This window comes from Methanofollis sp. UBA420 (assembly GCF_002498315.1).
Lineage (GTDB): Archaea > Halobacteriota > Methanomicrobia > Methanomicrobiales > Methanofollaceae > Methanofollis.
In genome coordinates this window covers 692,151-709,214 of record NZ_DAGX01000005.1, presented here as the reverse complement: position 1 = coordinate 709,214, position 17,064 = coordinate 692,151, and the positions used below count along the sequence as shown (strand labels likewise).

Annotated in this window: 18 protein-coding genes; all 18 read right to left on the bottom strand. The window is 60.4% G+C overall.

Translation table 11 applies throughout. The annotated features are described in order from the left end of the window. The coding region (gene mtrA / locus BP869_RS09635; RefSeq protein ID WP_342679095.1) for a tetrahydromethanopterin S-methyltransferase subunit A at positions 1-508 on the bottom strand (508 nt) is incomplete at its 3' end. Positions 509-518: 10 nt separating this feature from the next. After that, positions 519-803: a tetrahydromethanopterin S-methyltransferase subunit MtrB gene (mtrB, locus tag BP869_RS09630; protein ID WP_342679093.1), complete on the bottom strand. Its 285-nt coding sequence runs from the start codon at positions 801-803 to the stop codon at positions 519-521. Further along, positions 803-1,669 (bottom strand): tetrahydromethanopterin S-methyltransferase subunit MtrC, encoded by an 867-nt coding sequence (gene mtrC, locus BP869_RS09625; RefSeq protein ID WP_342679091.1) that lies wholly within the window; start codon positions 1,667-1,669, stop codon positions 803-805. The genes mtrB and mtrC overlap by 1 nt, the downstream gene beginning before the upstream one ends. A 1-nt stretch (position 1,670) precedes the next feature. Further along, complete coding sequence (gene mtrD / locus BP869_RS09620) at positions 1,671-2,510, bottom strand: tetrahydromethanopterin S-methyltransferase subunit D (protein ID WP_342679089.1); 840 nt, start codon at positions 2,508-2,510, stop codon at positions 1,671-1,673. Continuing rightward, entirely contained in the window at positions 2,507-3,406 is a 900-nt protein-coding gene (gene mtrE / locus BP869_RS09615) for a tetrahydromethanopterin S-methyltransferase subunit E (protein ID WP_342679087.1), read from the bottom strand. The genes mtrD and mtrE overlap by 4 nt, the downstream gene beginning before the upstream one ends. A 232-nt stretch (positions 3,407-3,638) precedes the next feature. Next, positions 3,639-5,345: a coenzyme-B sulfoethylthiotransferase subunit alpha gene (mcrA, locus tag BP869_RS09610; protein WP_342679085.1), complete on the bottom strand. Its 1,707-nt coding sequence runs from the start codon at positions 5,343-5,345 to the stop codon at positions 3,639-3,641. Positions 5,346-5,350: 5 nt separating this feature from the next. Next, positions 5,351-6,115 carry a coenzyme-B sulfoethylthiotransferase subunit gamma gene (mcrG, locus tag BP869_RS09605; protein ID WP_342679084.1) on the bottom strand — a complete coding sequence of 255 codons (765 nt, stop codon included), beginning with the start codon at positions 6,113-6,115 and terminating at the stop codon, positions 5,351-5,353. 14 nt (positions 6,116-6,129) lie between these two features. Then, positions 6,130-6,759 carry a methyl-coenzyme M reductase I operon protein C gene (gene mcrC / locus BP869_RS09600; RefSeq protein ID WP_067048376.1) on the bottom strand — a complete coding sequence of 210 codons (630 nt, stop codon included), beginning with the start codon at positions 6,757-6,759 and terminating at the stop codon, positions 6,130-6,132. 4 nt (positions 6,760-6,763) lie between these two features. Beyond that, positions 6,764-7,234 (bottom strand): methyl-coenzyme M reductase operon protein D, encoded by a 471-nt coding sequence (mcrD, locus tag BP869_RS09595; RefSeq protein WP_067048380.1) that lies wholly within the window; start codon positions 7,232-7,234, stop codon positions 6,764-6,766. A gap of 12 nt (positions 7,235-7,246) precedes the next feature. Further along, on the bottom strand, positions 7,247-8,554 hold the full coding sequence (gene mcrB / locus BP869_RS09590; RefSeq protein WP_342679081.1) for a coenzyme-B sulfoethylthiotransferase subunit beta: 1,308 nt from the start codon (positions 8,552-8,554) through the stop codon (positions 7,247-7,249). 339 nt (positions 8,555-8,893) lie between these two features. Further along, positions 8,894-9,694 carry a formylmethanofuran dehydrogenase subunit C gene (locus tag BP869_RS09585; RefSeq protein ID WP_342679080.1) on the bottom strand — a complete coding sequence of 267 codons (801 nt, stop codon included), beginning with the start codon at positions 9,692-9,694 and terminating at the stop codon, positions 8,894-8,896. Positions 9,695-9,704: 10 nt separating this feature from the next. After that, a complete protein-coding gene (locus BP869_RS09580) occupies positions 9,705-11,414 on the bottom strand; it encodes a formylmethanofuran dehydrogenase subunit A (protein WP_342679079.1) in 1,710 nt (569 codons plus the stop codon). A 2-nt stretch (positions 11,415-11,416) separates the two neighbouring features. Then, positions 11,417-12,733, bottom strand: coding sequence for a formylmethanofuran dehydrogenase subunit B (locus tag BP869_RS09575; protein WP_342679078.1), 1,317 nt, complete (start codon positions 12,731-12,733; stop codon positions 11,417-11,419). Continuing rightward, positions 12,733-13,134, bottom strand: a complete 402-nt coding sequence (locus BP869_RS09570) for a molybdopterin dinucleotide binding domain-containing protein (RefSeq protein ID WP_342679077.1) — start codon at positions 13,132-13,134, stop codon at positions 12,733-12,735. The genes BP869_RS09575 and BP869_RS09570 overlap by 1 nt, the downstream gene beginning before the upstream one ends. An 18-nt stretch (positions 13,135-13,152) precedes the next feature. Continuing rightward, positions 13,153-13,578, bottom strand: coding sequence for a hydrogenase iron-sulfur subunit (locus BP869_RS09565; protein ID WP_342679075.1), 426 nt, complete (start codon positions 13,576-13,578; stop codon positions 13,153-13,155). Beyond that, entirely contained in the window at positions 13,579-15,594 is a 2,016-nt protein-coding gene (locus tag BP869_RS09560) for a CoB--CoM heterodisulfide reductase iron-sulfur subunit A family protein (protein WP_342679073.1), read from the bottom strand. A 13-nt stretch (positions 15,595-15,607) separates the two neighbouring features. Beyond that, a complete protein-coding gene (gene hdrB / locus BP869_RS09555) occupies positions 15,608-16,498 on the bottom strand; it encodes a CoB--CoM heterodisulfide reductase subunit B (protein ID WP_342679071.1) in 891 nt (296 codons plus the stop codon). Next, positions 16,498-17,049, bottom strand: coding sequence for a CoB--CoM heterodisulfide reductase subunit C (hdrC, locus tag BP869_RS09550; RefSeq protein WP_394339036.1), 552 nt, complete (start codon positions 17,047-17,049; stop codon positions 16,498-16,500). Before hdrC ends, hdrB begins: the two co-directional genes overlap by 1 nt. Between the last annotated feature and the right edge of the window lie 15 nt (positions 17,050-17,064).

Below are 17,064 nucleotides of genomic sequence, written 5' to 3'. Positions count from 1 at the left end.
CTTCCTTGACTTCGACGACAATCGGTGCCTCGCCGAATGCTCCGGGGTCCTTGCCCTTGAGTTCGGCGATCTTCGCCTTGATTGCGCCGAGGTCTTCGGACTCCATGATATCGACGATCTCGGTCTGGGCCTGGAAGCGCTTGATCGCCGCGTCATCGAGGTTCTCGATGAAGGGAATTGCGCCCTGCGACCCGACAACCTTGCCGCCCTCGACGCCGCCCTCGTGGAGGGCTCTCAGGGTCTGGCCGGACAGGTGTCCCTTGACCTCGGTACCACAGAGGAGGATGAACCTGATGTTCGGGTTTGCGATGACATTTGCGATGACCTTTTCAAGGCCGAGGTTCTCGGTCTTGCAGGACCCGCAGAGTGCCGCGCCTGCGTCACAGATGGCCTGCTCGTCGAGGTGGGAGCCCATGGTGACGACTGCGACACAGGAATTTGCGTCGCCCGAGTGGAAGTCGCCCTTTACGAGGGGCCATCCACTTGCCGGTGATGTCTTGTCTGCCATTTTTTTCACCTCAGATCAGTGCGAGGGCGATAATCCCCGCAAGGAGCAGTCCTACAGCGAGACCATACCAGAGTGCGGTGACACCGCCGGCGACGACCAGAGACTTCTCTCTGCCCGGATACGAGGCAAGGAAACTGCCTTCGCCCGAGAGCATGCCGACGAGGTCGTCGGAGACCTTCTCGAGTTCGGCGACCTTGTCGATCACCGGCTGATAGGAAACTCCTGCCGTGGTGACAACGCCGACCATCGGGTCGACGACCAGCCCGAATTCGGGCAGTACGTGGACATATCCCATTAGTCCTCACCCTTTGGTTCCAGAATCGGCTTTGCGTCGAGCCATGCGAACGCGTCGCGCTTCGAGAGTTCGAGGAAGCGGACGTAGGTGTAGTACCAACCGGCGACTGCCACGATGAGGGAGAGAACTGCCGCACCGATGCCGACGAAGGCAAAGGAGATCACGGCGACCGGGATCATGGAGAGGAAGCCGCACTCTGCGGCGAGCATGAGGGTCCGGTCCTGCTTCTCGCCGGGGCCGAGGCAGGCGTTGAATGGGTGCTGCAGCGCGATGGAGCCGAGCATGAAGGAGACTGCCACAAGACAGCCGCCGAGGACCGTGAATTCGAAGTTCTTCATGGCAAGAGGCCCGAGAAGGGCGAACTCGCGTGCAGAGAGGGCTTCGAACCCGAATCCTCCGGCCATGACGGCCGTGAAGCCCATGAGGACGATCGCACCAATGATAGCCATCTCGGTGAGCGAGCGGACCATGACCGGGATGTTCATCCTCATGACGTTGTTTGCAAGCCAGCCGGCCACTCCGCCGATGATGGCGCCGAAGACGACGGCCATGATGGGGGAGAGGAACATGCTGTTGAACACGTCTGCGGTCGCAAGGAGCATGGCGATGACGCCGGAGCCGAATGCGATCATACCGGCAGAAGGCACGCCGGTTCCGATACCGTAACTGCAGAGGTGCTTGATGGTGTCAGTGCCCCATATCAGGGCGAAGATCGCCGCAAGGCCGCCGAAGAGAGCGGCGTACTCGACAGAGAGGTACTGGTTCAGGTAGGTCAGGTACAGGCAGACAATCGATCCCACAAGACCATATGCCATGATCGTGTTGTGGGGAATGCCACCCTTTGACGCGGTAACTTGTACTGTCATTTTACACCACCACAATCAGGACTGCAAACAGACCGGCAACTGCCGAAGCGACTGCGCATCCGATGACGGCACGGGGGAAGCGCTTGAACTTCGGGTCGTGGGGGCCTTCGATCGTGCCCGTGATGTTGTACGCAGCAAGCACGGCGTTCATGAGGAACATGCCGACGGCGAAGATGCCCGCAAGAGAGACGGCGACAGGGAGTACTTCCGCAGCGGTCGCGCTGAAGAGCTCAGGGAGCTTTGCGGCGTAGACCTGGAGGAGCTCGTAGTAGATGAGCGTACCGCCGGCACCGCCGAGCATGCCGCCGATCACGCCGCCAACATAGGAGACGAATGGCAGGCCGTGGCCTTCAGTGCCCTGGGACTTGTACTCGGCCTGGGAGTCGCCGGTGATCGGGTCCTTTGCGACCTTGCCTGATGCGGCCGGGATACCCATGCCGAAGATGTAGACGATGTTGACCATCAGACAGGTGACTGCCATCAGGAGACCGCCGCCGATAGCGCCGGCAGCGATGACAATGGCGATGCCGAACGCGGGGTTCGCCGCGGCCCATGCGCCGCCGAAGAGACCGGCAAGGCCGGCACCGGCTGCGAGCATGGCGACACCGGTTGCAATGCCCGGAGACTGGCCCATGGCTGCAGGTGCGCCGCCGACCGGCACGAAGTGAACACCGAAGCCGATGAGAAGGCCGCCGATGATCACGCCGATAAGAGCGGCGAGGGCGAAGTTCGCAAAGACTGCCGCGATGGCAACCGCCGCGATGATGATCACGATACCGATAACAGATGCGACCGGGTTGATGCCCTCGGACGCACTGGGCTTGGCTGCAATTGCGGTCATGCAGATGCCTCCTCAGCCTTGACGTACGGACCGTAGTTCTTCCTGGCCCAGACTTCGATGTAACGGTCGATGATCATGAAGATCAGGATAATGACGACACCAGCGATGATCGCACCCCATCCTCCGGCGACGCTCTCGAAGAGAACGGTTCTCCAGAGTTCGAGGAACACGATCAGACCGAAGCAGACACCCGATGCCGGGCCGCCGAGCTTGGCGGTGAACCAGCCGTTGTCAAGGGAGCTGCGCTGACCGGCCTCGGCGTACCTGACAATGTTGCCGGACGCGGAGATCGGCACACCGGCGCCGAAGTTCTGGGTCTGATACTGGCGTTCCTTGCCATAGAACGGGTTGCCGGTTGCGGACCCGGCGGCACCGAGGGCGATACCCCAGACGATGCCGAGAAGAGGCAGCGGGAACGGGTGATTGAGCGCCGCGACGAGGAGATAACACATCGCTACGGTCGTAAATATTGCAACAAAGGCGTGAGCCATTGTGACGGTGGTCACCGACTTGATGACGTCGATGTACACCGGCTGTTCAAACTTGGAAAGACTCGCAGTCCTGCCAAGATAAGCGGTTGTTGCATACACACCCTGCACAAATACCGCAAGTGCGGATGCGATGACAATCGCGAGCACCGGGTTCATCCCGGTGATCATGAATGCCCAGGCCACGCCTGCGCTGATAGTGACCCACAGACCATATGCGGGCGGTTCGCCGGATACTGCTTTGTTGTAGATCCGGTGAATGTAGCCCATCTGTGGAGCCAGCTGGACCTGAGAGTTCGGGTCACCCTGTGATCCGATGTTGGACTCAGTATCCTCAGCAGCGCCGGCAACGGTGGCGAGAGCACCTGCCAATGCTGTGACTCCTATGCCTAATAATACGCTTTCCATTCGTCTCCCTCCCAGCGCACAGAGATGCACGAGAGTTTTCAGTTCGCGTTACCACAGAGATGGAGTTCAAACTCGTTGTGGTTCATTTAACAGTCGTTTATGATTTAATTAAATGTTTCGGAAAGTATTGGGATTAATCCAATTATCTGGTTTAAATCTTCCAAACGGGCGAGATACTGCCGGTTTCGGCATGCCAGTTTGTCGTAGGTAAAAAAAAGTTGAGTTGTGGGATTTACCTGGCCGGGATGATCAGGGAGCGCTCACCCGCAGGCATGTACTCGCGGATCGCACCCTTTGCAAATTCGCGCCTGGGTTCGGCAAAGTCGAACTTCAGGGACGGGTCGGCGAAGGTGATCTTGATCAGCGGGGAGAGCGACCAGGCGTCGGCGCGGGTGTAGTGGGCACTGCCGACGATGGCGGCGTATTCGCCCTGGTGACCGACGTTCATGGCGTAGTTCGGGTAGTTGGGCCCGCGGAATTCGCCGATACAGCCCTCGTCAGGCCTGACAGAGAGCGAGTTCGTGGAACCGCACTGGTCCTGCAGGTCGTAGCCGAAGAAGCCGAGACGGCTCCAACCTTCCTTGTGCAGGAGCATCGAAAGGTACCAGCCGTTGAGACCGGCGTTCGAGTTGCCGGTCGCGATGGCGGAGGAGAGACCGGAAGCAGCGGCGATGACACCGGCACGCTGGGAACCGCCGAAGTGGTCCTCCATCATGGTCGGGAACTGCTCGTACTGCTCCATCGCGTTGAGGGTGACCTCGGTGGCAATGTCGTTGACGATCTCCTGGGTCGGCTTGACCTTGTCGGCCGGGTTCGGGTTCTTCCAGTCCACCTTGTACTTGTCCTTGATGTAGTCCATGCCGTAGTAGGTGAACTCATCGAGGATGTTGTCGGTGTACGCGGCGGTCGCGTACTGGGTGAAACCGACACCGCCGGACATGTAGGATCCGAGCCAGATCTGGTCGAAGAGCATGCAGCCTGCACCGACGACTTCGAGAGAAGCCCTGGCCGGGTCGTTCGGGTACTTGCGGTCGGCCTGCACCATGTCGGCGAAGTGGCCGAACTTGATGCCGCCGGGCTCGTTCGGACCGCGTGCACGGCGGGCCGGGAGGATGTCGGCCATCTGGATGACGCCGGCGTGCTTTGCAGCGAAGGAGAGGTCGGCGACTGCCGCTTCGCCGGCGCACATGCGGTACGCGGCGATGTACGACATGCCAAGCTGCATCGCAGACCAGCGGGAGGTGGTGCCGCCGTCGCACGTCCTGGAGACGATGGTCGGGATGTGCACGGCCTGGAACATCGACTTGCCGACGGCGGCCTTGAGGGCCTCCGCGGACTTGCCCGGGAAGAGCTTCTCGATGTTCAGGAGGAACTGGGGTTCGATGTCGTCGGCGAGTTCGTCGTCGCCGGTGAAGACCTTCACATAACAGTCCTCGGTGAGGGCCGGGTGGGTCTCGACCATGTGTTCCTGGACGACTGCCGCACCGGGCATCGCGTGGTTGAGGATGTGCAGGTACTCGTTGATCGTCTCAGGGGTGACTTCCTTGCCAAGACGCTTCTGCAGGGTGGCGTGGGCGAGGTCCATGCCGACGATGATTGTCCGGCGGATGTCGTCCCACATCTGCTGCATGGCAGCGTTGTTGACGAAGTGGAGGTCGTCACCCTCGACGAAGACGCCGGTGCCGGAGACCTCGTAGGTCATCAGCTGGCGCTGACCCATGGGCAGGCCGCCGAGGTGGCAACGCTCCGGGTCATACATGGAGATACCACGCTGCATCTCGACGGCGCGGGACTCCTTCATGAACTCGAGTTTCCTCGCGGACTGGCGGATGCCGCCGAACTTGTAGAACTCGGCTTTCTCAGACTGCACGTCCTGTCCCTGGAACTTCTCCTTGAGTGCCTTCAGGAACAGTTTCTGCGCTCTCTCAATCTTTGCCATGGTGATCACTCCTCCTTCGGCATGAAGCCGTACTTGGTCCTCAGCGAGTGGATCCGCTGGACGTACTCGACATATTCCTGGTCCTCGCGGAAACCGGTCCCGGCGAGGGAGTGGAACATGGTCGTGTGGGCCTTGAGCCAGTTCTCGTCCATCGGCTTGCCGACGTTCACGGCACGGTCGAGGGGTTCGCCGATCTGGTTCTTGACGTACTTGACGTTGCCGTCGGCGCCGAGCACGCAGCGCTGGAGCATGTCGAACATCATGCCATCCTCTGCAAGACGGAGGGAGTGGCCGTGCACGGTCGCACCGCGGATGCCGATGCGTGCCGGGTCGAAGACCTCGGTCTCGACGAGGAGTTTGGAGTACTGGTCGAGGTCGCGCTCGCGGCACTCAACGATCTGGCGGCCCGACAGGGTGCCGGGGTCGATGCCGCGGAAGCGGTAGCACTCCATGTACGTCCTCTGGTACGGCTGGGACGGTGCGTTGAACATCGAGTCCGCAAACTGGATGTACCGCACGCGGTCGCCGGCCTTGGCGCCCTCGGTCGGGGCGACGATCTTCCTGATCGGGCAGGCTGGTTCCTGCTGCTCGGCGAGCGGCGGGTGGGCGGTCGGGTAGGCCGCACCGGGCGCACGGTGGCCGAGAACCAGGACAATGTCCTCGTCGGTCACGTCACGAAGCTTTTCAAGCTTGTAGTCCGGGTCCATCTGCTTGCGCCTGTTTTCGGCGATGACGGAGGTTCCCGGTCCGAACTGTGGTTTGTATGCCATAGACAATTTTCACCTCAATTGTTCTGTTCTTTCATGAGTCTGGTAACGGCAGCGATAACATCGGCCATCTTCTCCCTGGTGGGTGTCTGCCCTCTGGTGACACCGGAGATGATCGCCTCCACACTTCCTTTTGTCCTGACTTTCTCAGGAGGAGGCATAACGAGGGCGGTCTTGACGCCCTCTTTTGCAAGATCCTCGTAGTCGATCGGGCACTGGGAGACGACGACGGCCTTGACGCCGACGTGTTCCAGGATGAACCGGATCTTCTGCACCACATGGGACCGCACATTCCCGTGGTGGAGGATCGCGACCTTATGTTCTTCGATCTGCTCGATCTCTTTCTCGGTTAACCCGAAGTAGGCGCCAAGGACTGATCCGGCAATCTTCGGAGCGTCGGGAGGCACGCCGCTTCCGGCGTTCAGCACGAGGGTGCTGACCGAGAACTCCACCCCTTCCCTCCTGAGGGCGGACGTGATGTCACAGACCGGCTTTGTGACGTGCCGGCGTCCCGGTGACATCCCGACGACGATGACGTCCGGATGACGGCATTCTGAAATGGTTCCGCGCTGGGCAAGGCCCCCGCCTTTTCCCATTCCCATGCTCTCTCTGCAGTCCACTACCTGGGTTACCCTTCCGATCGGCATGTAATCACTTTGTTCCCTGGATGATGAGCGGCCCGCTGCGACTCTTCGGATCGGTGGTTCCGAGGATCCGTTTGTCGGCGTCGGGCCCGTATTTTGCGTAGTCTGAAACGGTCGCCTGGGTCTTCATGAACTTCCCTTCCGACAGGGAATACGGGAACTTCGTGAAGACTTCGTCGCATGCTTTCCTGATCCCGTCGATGGGGGACCGATCTTCCAGTTCGAGGAGGATCGTTCCCACCTGCACCTGAAGTTCCACGTCCTGGTCGCCGACCCGGATCACCCTCCGCATCGGGTGCGGGTTCGGCTGACCGCGAGCAGGGCCGTACGGGACGGTGGTGGGGATACGCTGGCCGTTGAGGACCAGCTTCCGTATCCCGCCAACGTCGAGGAGCCTGTTGAGGAGGAGCTCGACGGTCTCAGGGTTGAGGAAACGTGCGGGCACAATCCTGCACTGGGGATATGTGGCTTCTGTCATCTGGCTTTTACCTTAGATTGCCTTTGCGATGTTCTGCAGCGGCTTTGCGAACTCATCGATCTTGCCGTAGGTCTCGCCGTAGATCTTCGAGGTGCCCTCGGGTGAGAACATCTGGGTGCCCGCATCAAGAGAGCAGGCTGCGACGACGCACGGGATGGCGAAGCCGGCCGAGTGCCTGGTCACGACGTGGTTGCCGTTGAAGATACCCGGACCGCCGCCGCCGTAGATCGAGTGGCTGAAGAAGGAGAAACCGACGGCTGTACCCATTACACGGCCGTAGTCACAGCCGGGGAGACCAGTCTCGTGCTCGAGAAGGTCGTTGAAGTACAGCAGGGTCGAGGAGACTGCCTGGGCGAACCGGCCTGCACCGCAGTTGACCATGGTGGCCGCAAGGGTGCCTGCCGCCGCATAGGCGTTCCAGAGCATCGGGTCCTTGGTGTCGTAGTACTGGAAGTACCCGCCCTTCTTGCCCGGTGCGACGACCTTGTCCTCGATCGCACGCTCGACAAGGGACTGCATCACGGTACCGATGGTGCCGGTCTGGCCGTTCTTCTTGACGAGGTCGTAGACGAGGTTGTTGGCGTTCAGGCCCTGGAAAGCGTAGCCGAGGAGCTGCGCCCTCTCGAAGGGTCCGATGGCGTTGCCCATCTCGAACTGGCCGGCCTGCTCGAAGGTCGAGGCAAGGGCGGCGCCCTGCATGGCGTTCTTGCCGGTGATCATCACGACGTGGTTGGCAGGGATGTTCCTGAGAGCAAAGCCGAGACCTTCGTTGTTCTGCGGGATGGACAGGATGGAGGTGACGTTCGCTCCCTTCATGTCCATGGTCTGCGGGTAGGTACCCCAGACTGCCGCCTTGACCATCGAGGCGTCAAAGGGCCCGATGTCGTACTGGTCGATGATCGCGTAGGTCGTTGCCGCCGCGACGGCGGTGATGGCCGCGTCGTACGTGGCTGCAGCCTCGATACGGGCCTTCGGAACCTCTACGAGGAGAAGCTTGCCGCCGAAGTCCTTGATCTTCGTGTCGTCGCCGTCTTCGATCTGAACCATGGACTGGATCTTCGCCTTGATCGCGTCGGCATCCTTGACGATGCTGAGGTCGAGGGTCCGACCGCCAATCTGGTCCAGCTTGCCCCCGACGGATCCGGTCCTGACGCCGTTCTCGATGCCGGCGAGGTTGACCGCGATCGTCCTCTTGGTGAGGTCGATCATCTTCTTGATCGCAGGGTTCACAACCGGGCTGACCTTTTCAAGGGCAACACCGCTCTTGAGAAGTTTGCCCTCATCATCGTAGAGGTCAATCGTGTCTGAGTATTTTGCCATATATTTCCTCCAGATTCGGTTTAATTCCGATACAATACGATAACTGTGCAATGATTACTAAAGGAGTCGCTGACAATTGCTGGAGTCACTACTGCACGTCCCTCAAGGGACAATTGCATACTCATCATCTCGCCATATAAGCATTGTGATTATCGGCGGCGGAAATCTCAGTATATAAATCGACATATATGGGGGGATCGAAACAATATCGGCTTTGATCCCTGCTCGGGGTGTGTGTGTGTGACGATGGCCTCTGCCAGTAGCACGGATTGGCATTTCCTGTGGGGCGGTATAACAACCGTGCCTGCGCTTCGTCCAAAAGAAAAAAAGAGGTTAAATTTAGTATTTCTGGTAAATGTGGCCGTAAATGACTTCGCCCTTCCGCTTGCCATGGCGTTCGCCCATGTCGCCCTCGTACATGGCAAACGTGGCCTTGGTACCGTCGACCTCGAGGTCGACGTCCTTGCGGTAGACGTAGCCCGGCATCATGACGTCGATGGTGCCAAAGACGTAGATCTCGCCTTTCACCATCTGTCCGCCGATCTTGGACTTGCCGTTGCCCTTCACGATGATGGTGCCACCCTCGGCATGGGTGCCGACATGGACGTCGACATCGCCGTCGATGATGATCGTGCCGCCGTTCATGAAGGTACCGATATCGGACCCTGCGTTGCCGTGGACACGGATGGTCCCGGACTGCATGCCTCTCCAGTCGCCGCGGTAGGCGGCGCCGAGGTAGTTGCCGGCATTGCCGTCGACCTCAATCTCGCCGCCCTTCATGCCCGTGCCGGAGAACGCGTCGATATTGCCCTTGACATGGATCCTGCCGCCTTCCATCCAGGCACCGATGTACATGTCGGCCGAGCCCTCGACGAGGATCTCGCCTGCGGTCATCCGCATGCCGATGTACTTCACCTTGAGGACATCGCCCTTGATGACGATCTTCGTCTCGGCAGCGGTTGCGCCAGCCTTGCCCGAGACGTCGAAATAGGTGCCGAGGAGACCGGTCTGGTTCCCCTCGTGCACATGGAATGCTGCGATCTCGGCTGCGGTCTTCCCGGCGAATGCGTCAGGAGTGATGTTCTCTGCATCGATGTAGAGGTCAGGCTGAGCCTTTGGTGTAAGTGTTACCGTCTCCATCATCATCACCTCACTGGGTCGCATCCACCTCGATGCGATACGGGTTCTTCATGAACACCTTCTCGTTCACCTCGTAGTTGGCCTCGGTGACTGTGTAGTACCTGAGGAACTTCTCGGTGATGTCGCGGCGGACCTGCGGGTTGTCGTTGACCTTGGCATCGACCCACAGCGTCTTCTTGTTGCCGTTGCTGACGATCTCGCCGTCCTTAACGACGACCTCGCCGCCCTTGAGGAGGTAGGCCGCGTTGCCGAAGGCCTTCTCGATGAGCTCGGGATCCTCTGCAGTCTCGGGGTTGTAGTCGTAGACTGCAACGTCTCCCTGGAGACCGGGCTTGAGGCCGCCGCACATGCTGGAGAGGCCGAGGGCCTGTGCCGTGCCTGCCCTGGTCATCGCCGCGATCTCGTAGAGAGTGAGTTCGCGGTCGAGGCCGGAGAGGAACGTAGCGCTTCTGACCTTCTCTGCCCACTTGAGCGAGTCCATCTGGGCCTCACGGGCCTTCTGGCTCATGAGCCACTTCATGACCCGCGGGTACCGGAAGAACGGACCTGCGTTCGGGTGGTCGGTGGTGATGAACACACGCATCGGGTCCTTGGCCATGAGTGCGAGTTCAAGGCCGATGGCCCACTGGATGCCGCAGACCTTGATGTTCGGGGAATAGACGTACGGGACGACGCCTGCGGCGGTCTCGAGTTCCACATCGGTGTTCGCCCACTTGAGGTGGTTGAGTTCGGTGAGGTGGTGCTCGAACGGCCCGTCGGCGGTCATCGTCGTGGTCTCGTCGAGAGTCACGCAGCCAAGGTCCATGGTCATGTTGTCGTGGCTGTTGACATACTTCATGATCTCGTCGGCCTTCGACTCCACGTTGGCCCAGCTGTCGCCGCCATAGGAGTGGAACTGGACGTGGGTGTGGTGCATGACCTGCTTGCGCCCGAAGTCGTTGTTCGCCTTTGCGCCCTCGAAGAGCTTGAAGGTCTCGAGGGTCGTCTCGAAGTTGCCCGGGTTGCCCAGGTTGTTCGTGTGGATGTGGACGGAGTGCGGGAGCCTCAGGGCTTCGTTTGCGTCCATCAGGCCTTTCATGATCTGGGCCGGGGTGATGTCGAAGTACGGGACCGGGTCGTGGATGGAGTTGCAGTTCAGACCCCAGCCCCAGGCCTCGGTGCCGCCGGGGTTGACGATCTTGATCGCATACCCGCGGGTGATCCGCAGGAGCCAGGAGATGTACGCCTCAACGTTCTCCAGTTCGTTGTTCTTCAGGTACTCGAGGACAAACCAGTTGTTCCCGAAGACCGGATAGGCGCCCTGGTCGAGGATCGGGGTGTCCCGCATCTCTTCGTGGGTGTGCCGGGCGTACAGGGGCGGCATGGCCGCTTCCATGACGGTGCCGTAACCCATCTTCGCGTACAGGTACCCGGTCTTGAAGACGGTCGGGACCGAAAAGCCGCCGGCCATCCTCCTGACACCCTTCCCTGCCTCGTAGGTAAAGAGCTTGTCCTCGGGCCGGAAGTTCCGGCCGACATTGACCTTCGGACCGGCGACGTGGGCGTGGATGTCCACACCGGCAGCCATGACGGTCTTGCCTGCGGCGTCAATGACCTGAGGGTTCGAGAGAGCGGTTGACTCGACGATCTTGCCGTCTTTCACGGCAATATCGGCCTTGTCTCCGTTGATCCCGAGGACCGGGTCAAAGACGAATCCGTTTTTGATGAGGTATTCTGCCATGTTTACGCAACCCCCTTGATTTCCTTGACGCGCTTGAGGACCATTTTCAGGAATTCCTCGTCGCTGACCATGCCTTCGGGGGCTTCGACGACCTTTCTGGTCTCGATCGGGACATTGTCCATGCGGTATGCGCACCCGGGTTCCTCGACGCCCACAAATGCCACAGGCATGTGGAGCTTGCAGACTGCAGAGGTCGGGGTGTGGTGTGGGTCAACGCAGACGGACGGGAGCTGTGCGATCTTCTTCACCGAGGAGATCGGGAAGTGCGCACCCGGGTCAGACCCGAGGACGAAGACCGCGTCCACCTCGCCGCGCCGCAGGAGATCGTTCGAGGACGAGTCGCCCGGGTTGTAACGGGCGAAGCCGCGGGAGAGGTCTACCGAGAACGGATATCCGAACTGCCAGCCGAGCACCTGGCCGGAGCCGGTGACATTGTAGTGGCCACGCATCGGCATGATTGCCGCCTTCGTGTACTCGTTGAGGTCGCGGGTAAGCGAGATGGCGATGTCGATGTTGTGGTTCTTCGAGAGCGTCTGGGTGACACCCATGCCGAAGAAGATGATCACGAAACGGCCCGACTTGAGGGTCTCGGCGACGTCCTGGATCGTCTCTCTCGGGATCCCGGCGACTGTCTCGGGGAGAGGTGCGCCGCGGACGGCGACACGGAGGGCGCTCAGGAGCTCGTAGTCCCGGCCCTGCTCGATCTGCATGTGGACGTCGGCCATCTTCGCGGTGTCTGTGCTCCGCGGGTCGACGACGACCATCTTCCGTGCCTTGTGGCCCTTTCCGGTGAAGAAACCACGGGGGAAGATCGAGTACCTGCTCATGTGCCGCGGGTGGGCGTGGGCAGGGTTGCAGCCCCAGAAGACGATCCTGTCAGCACGGTTCTTGACCTCACCGAGTGTGCAGCTCGGCACACCGACGTCCTGCACGGCGATGAGGGTGGTGCCGTGGCAGACGGTTGCGGTGTTGTCGACGACCGCACCACAGATCTCTGCGATCTCGTTGCCGACGCTCTGAGCCTCGCAGTTGGTCGAGGACCAGCCGTACATGAGAGGCTTTTTCGCCTTGCAGAGCATCTGGGCGGTGTAATCGACGGCGTTTTCGATGCTGGTCTCCTTCCAGTTGCCGTCCTTGTCCTGCATCTGCGGGACAGTGAGGCGGTCTTTGGCCTGCGAGTGGAGGAACTTCTCCGTGCCGATGACACAGGCATTGTAGACCTCAAGGATCTGCTTGCCGTCGTCGGAGACCTTGACCTCAAGGTCGTCGCAGAGTGTTCCGCAGAACGGACAGACTACATCGGTTACAATCTTTGCCATTAGATTTCACCCCTGCAGGCTTTGCGGACAAGGACGAGCGAGTCATACACCGGTTCGTCTCCGGCGACCTCTACCTTGACCGGCACGCCCTTGAAGGTCGGCATCCCGGTGGAGTAGGTGTTCGGGCTGATGACCATGTTTGCCCAGGGACCCATCGGGATGAAGGCAAGGCCCGGGTGGGGGCCCTGGGTCGTCTGGACTGCCTTGACAACGACGCTGCCGAATTCGCTGGTGACGCGTACGTTGGTGTTTCTCCATGTCCCAAGGCGCTTGAAATCGGCGTCATCCATCTCGATGATGCCACATGCCTTGGTGTAGGCGGGCTTCTCCTTGCCCGCCTCCATGGATACGCCCTGCTGGATCGTACGCCCTGAGATTAGATTCAATTCTATTTCTGGCACCGTAACATCCTCCGTAGGTTACTGCTTCATCTGGTTGAGGGGGCTGGGACCCAGGTCCTTGACCGTCTTGACGACGTCTTCAATGACCTTTGCCCACTTTGCACCTTCTGATGCTGAGACGAAGGTCATCCTGAGGCGGTTATCCTCGATGCCCAGGTCCTTGAGGATGCTCTTCATGAGGAACATCCTCTTTGCGCACTTGAAGTTGCCTGCAATGTAGTGGCAGTCACCGAAGTGGCACCCTGAGACGAGCACGCCGTCGGCACCGTCGGCGAAGGCCTTCATGATGAAGAGCGGGTCGACACGGCCGGTGCACATGATACGGATGGCACGGACGTCGGGCGGGTACTGGGTACGGGCGCTACCGGCGAGGTCTGCACCGGCGTACGAACACCAGTTGCAGATGATAGCGAGAATCTTAGGTTTCCATTCTTCGTCTGCCATTTACTGCTCACCTCCAAGGAGGAATGCATCGATCTGCGCAACGATCTGCGGGGTGGTGAAGTGCTGCATGTAGATCGCACCGCCGGGGCAGAAGCCACCGCAGGTACCGCAGCCCTTGCACTTTGCTTCGGTGACGTGCATGACCTTCTTGCCGTCCTTCTCGATGAGGTCGAGGGCGGAGTACGGGCAGAGGCTGATGCACATGCCGCAGCCTGCGCACTTGTCTTCCATGCACTGGGCGAAGTACGGTTCGAGTTCGACCTTGCCCGTGTGGATCGGGATGGATGCTGCGGATGCCGCACCCTCGGCCTGGGCGACTGTGTCGGGGATATCCTTCGGGCCCTGACAGACACCGGCGAGGAAGACGCCGGCGGTCGTGGTGCCGCAGGGGTTGAGCTTCGGGTGGGCCTCAAGCAGCCAGCCGTCCTGCGAGCAGGAGACGCCGAAGAGGTGCCTGACGTGGTCGGTCTCGGCGGTCGGCTGAACGGCGGCGGCGAGCACCACCATGTCGACTTCGACGTCGACAGGCCTGCCGAGGAGCGTGTCTTCCGCATAGACGTGGAGGTTCTTCGACTTCGCGTCTTCAAGGATGTTGGCGACGCGGCCGCGGATGAACTTCGCGCCTTCGTTCTGGATGCGGTAGTAGAACTCCTCGTACATCTTGCCGAAGGACCTGATGTCCATGTAGAAGATGTAGGGGATGCATCCGGGGATCTTCTCGATGATCTGGTGGGCGTGCTTGAGCGAGTACATGCAGCAGAAGCGGCTGCAGTACGGCTTGCCGACGCCGGTGTTGTCACGAGAGCCTGCACAGAGGAGGAAGGCGACCTTCATCGGGGTTCTGCCGTCGGACGGACGGATCAGGTGGCCGCCGGTCGGGCCGGACGCGCAGATGAGCCGCTCGAACTCGAGCGAGGTGATGACGTTGTCGAACTGCTTGTAGCCCCACTCGCGCTTCTTCTCGATCGGGAAGGACTCGTAGCCGGTTGCAAGGATGACGGTGCCGACCTTGACAGTCTCGAAGGTGTCCTGCATCTCGAGGTCGATGGCCTTCTTCTCACCGCATGCCTCGACACAGAGGCCACACTTGACACAGGCGTCGAAGTCGATCGTGTAGATCAGAGGGACGACCTGCGGGTGGTAGATGTAGATGGCATTTCTCGGCTTCATGCCGAACTCGAAGGGGTTCGGCTTGATGACCGGGCAGACTGCGGTACAGTCGCCGCAGCCGTTGCAGCCGCCGCCGACGATGCCCTTTGCCGCAGCCTCGGTCGGGCTCATGACCCCGCGGGCCTTCTTTCTGAGGGTGACGTCGAAGTTGCCGATGTAGCCGTCGACGCCCTCGACCTCGGTGTAGGTGTGGAGCTCGATGTTCGGGTGACGCCCGACGTCCACCATCTTCGGGGTGAGGATGCACTGGGAACAGTCGAGGGTCGGGAAGGTCTTGTCGAGCTGGGACATGCGACCGCCGATTGTCGGGGTCTTCTCGATGAGGTAGGTCTTGATGCCGGCGTTTGCAAGGTCGAGTGCGGCCTGGATGCCGCCGACACCTGCGCCGACGACCATCGCGGCGTGCTCGACGGGCACGCTCTTCGGGTAGAGGTCCTCGAGGAGTGCTGCCTTTGCGACGGCGATCCTGACGGCGTCCTTTGCCTTGGCGGTGGCGCCCTCGTGGTCGTGCATGTGAACCCACGAGTTCTGGTCACGGATGTTTGCCATCTCGAACCTGAACGGGTTCAGGCCGCCCTCTTTCGTGGCCGTCCTGAAGGTCGGCTCGTGGAGACGGGGCGTGCATGCAGCGACGACAATGCCGTTGAGGTCATGTTCCTTGATGGCGTCGACGATCTTCGACTGGCCGGGCGTCGAGCACATGTACTGGTAGTCGTCGGAGACGATGACGCCGGGGAGGGTCTTTGCGTACTCCATGACGGCAGCCACGTCGATGGATCCGGCGATGTTGGTGCCGCAGTGGCACACGAATACGCCTATTCTTGGCTGTTTATTCTCTTCTGCCATGTATTTTCCTCCCTTACAGAATCTTGTCCAGGAACGGCTTGCAGTCGATGCCGTGGAGGTCAAGCGCCAGTTCCTGCGGACTCATTCCCTGGGCAAGGCCCAGCAGTTCGTTGTAGTGAAGCACAGGGATGTGCCACTCGATGCCGAACTTCTCGCCGATCTCGATCTGGCCGCGGTCGAACTGGAGCTGGCAGAACGGGCAGACTTCGGTGATTGCGTCCGCGCCGACTTCGTTGATATTGGTCAGCTTCTCGTTCGTGATGTCCAGCGAGTGGGCAATGTCGAAGCCACGGACACCGCCGCCTGCACCGCAACACTGCATCTTGTTGCGGTACTGCACTGCCTCGGCGCCGAGTGCCTCGACGATTGCCTCGATCCACATCGGGTTCTCGGCGTCGTCGAAGCGGCGCTCCTTGATGGGCTTGAGAAGGTGGCAGCCGTAGTGGACGGCGATCTTCGTGCCGGTGAGCGGTCTGACGACGGACTCGCGGATCTTGTCGGGTCCGCAGATCTTGCTGTCATAGTAGAGCTCGGCGAGGTGGTACACGTCGATCGAGCCCTTGAATTCCATGTCGATCTCGGAGAGGACTTCGTTGACGCCGTCGCGGAGCTCGTCGTCTTCCTTGAGGCGTTCGTTGACCTCGTAGATCGACTTGTAGCAGCCGTTGCAGATGAGGGCGATGTCCTTGTTCATCTGCTCGGCCAGGACGATGTTCCTGGCTGCCATCGCATACCAGACGTTCAGGTCGACAGCGCCGAACGCGCCCGGTGCCGGGCAGCAGCTCGCACCCTTCAGGGGGAGGAGCTCGATGCCGAGGTTCCTGCTCGTCTTGATGGCGGCGGCCTCACAACCGGGATAACGGTTCGGTGCGATACAACCCAGGAAAAAGGCATACTGCTGCATCAGTGTTCACCCTCTGAGAGGATCCTGTCTGCATTCTCTTTCATGTGGTAGTGGTCCATGATCTTCCTGATACCCGGCAGGTACTCGGGGTACTTGTGGGTGGTTTCGGGTTCGGCCTCAAGGCCTAACTTGACCCGGGCTGCCCGGTTCACGTCGTTGTTCGGCACACCGTGACCGGTGTTGTAGATGAGCTGGATCGTCTTGAGGAAGTTCCTCGGGACGATGTCCCACTTGAATGCAAGGTTCCGCATTGCCATGATGACGTCGGTCGGGGCAATGTCACGCGGGCAGCGGTCGGTGCAGCTGTAGCAGGTGGTGCAGAGCCACAGGTCGGGGTCGGTCAGCGACTCTTTCTCAAGTCCGAGAACGGCGCGGCGGACGAACTTCCGGATCCGGTAGCTCGAACGAGGGGCCGAGGGGCAGGAGCCCGTGCAGGTGCCGCACTGGAAGCACATGTGCGGGATCGAGCGGGAGAGCTTCTCCACGTCCTTGAGGAATTCAGGATTGCTGTCCGTTGTGTGGAAATACCTGTCCTGGAATTTCTCTTCCATTGCAGGGTCAGAATA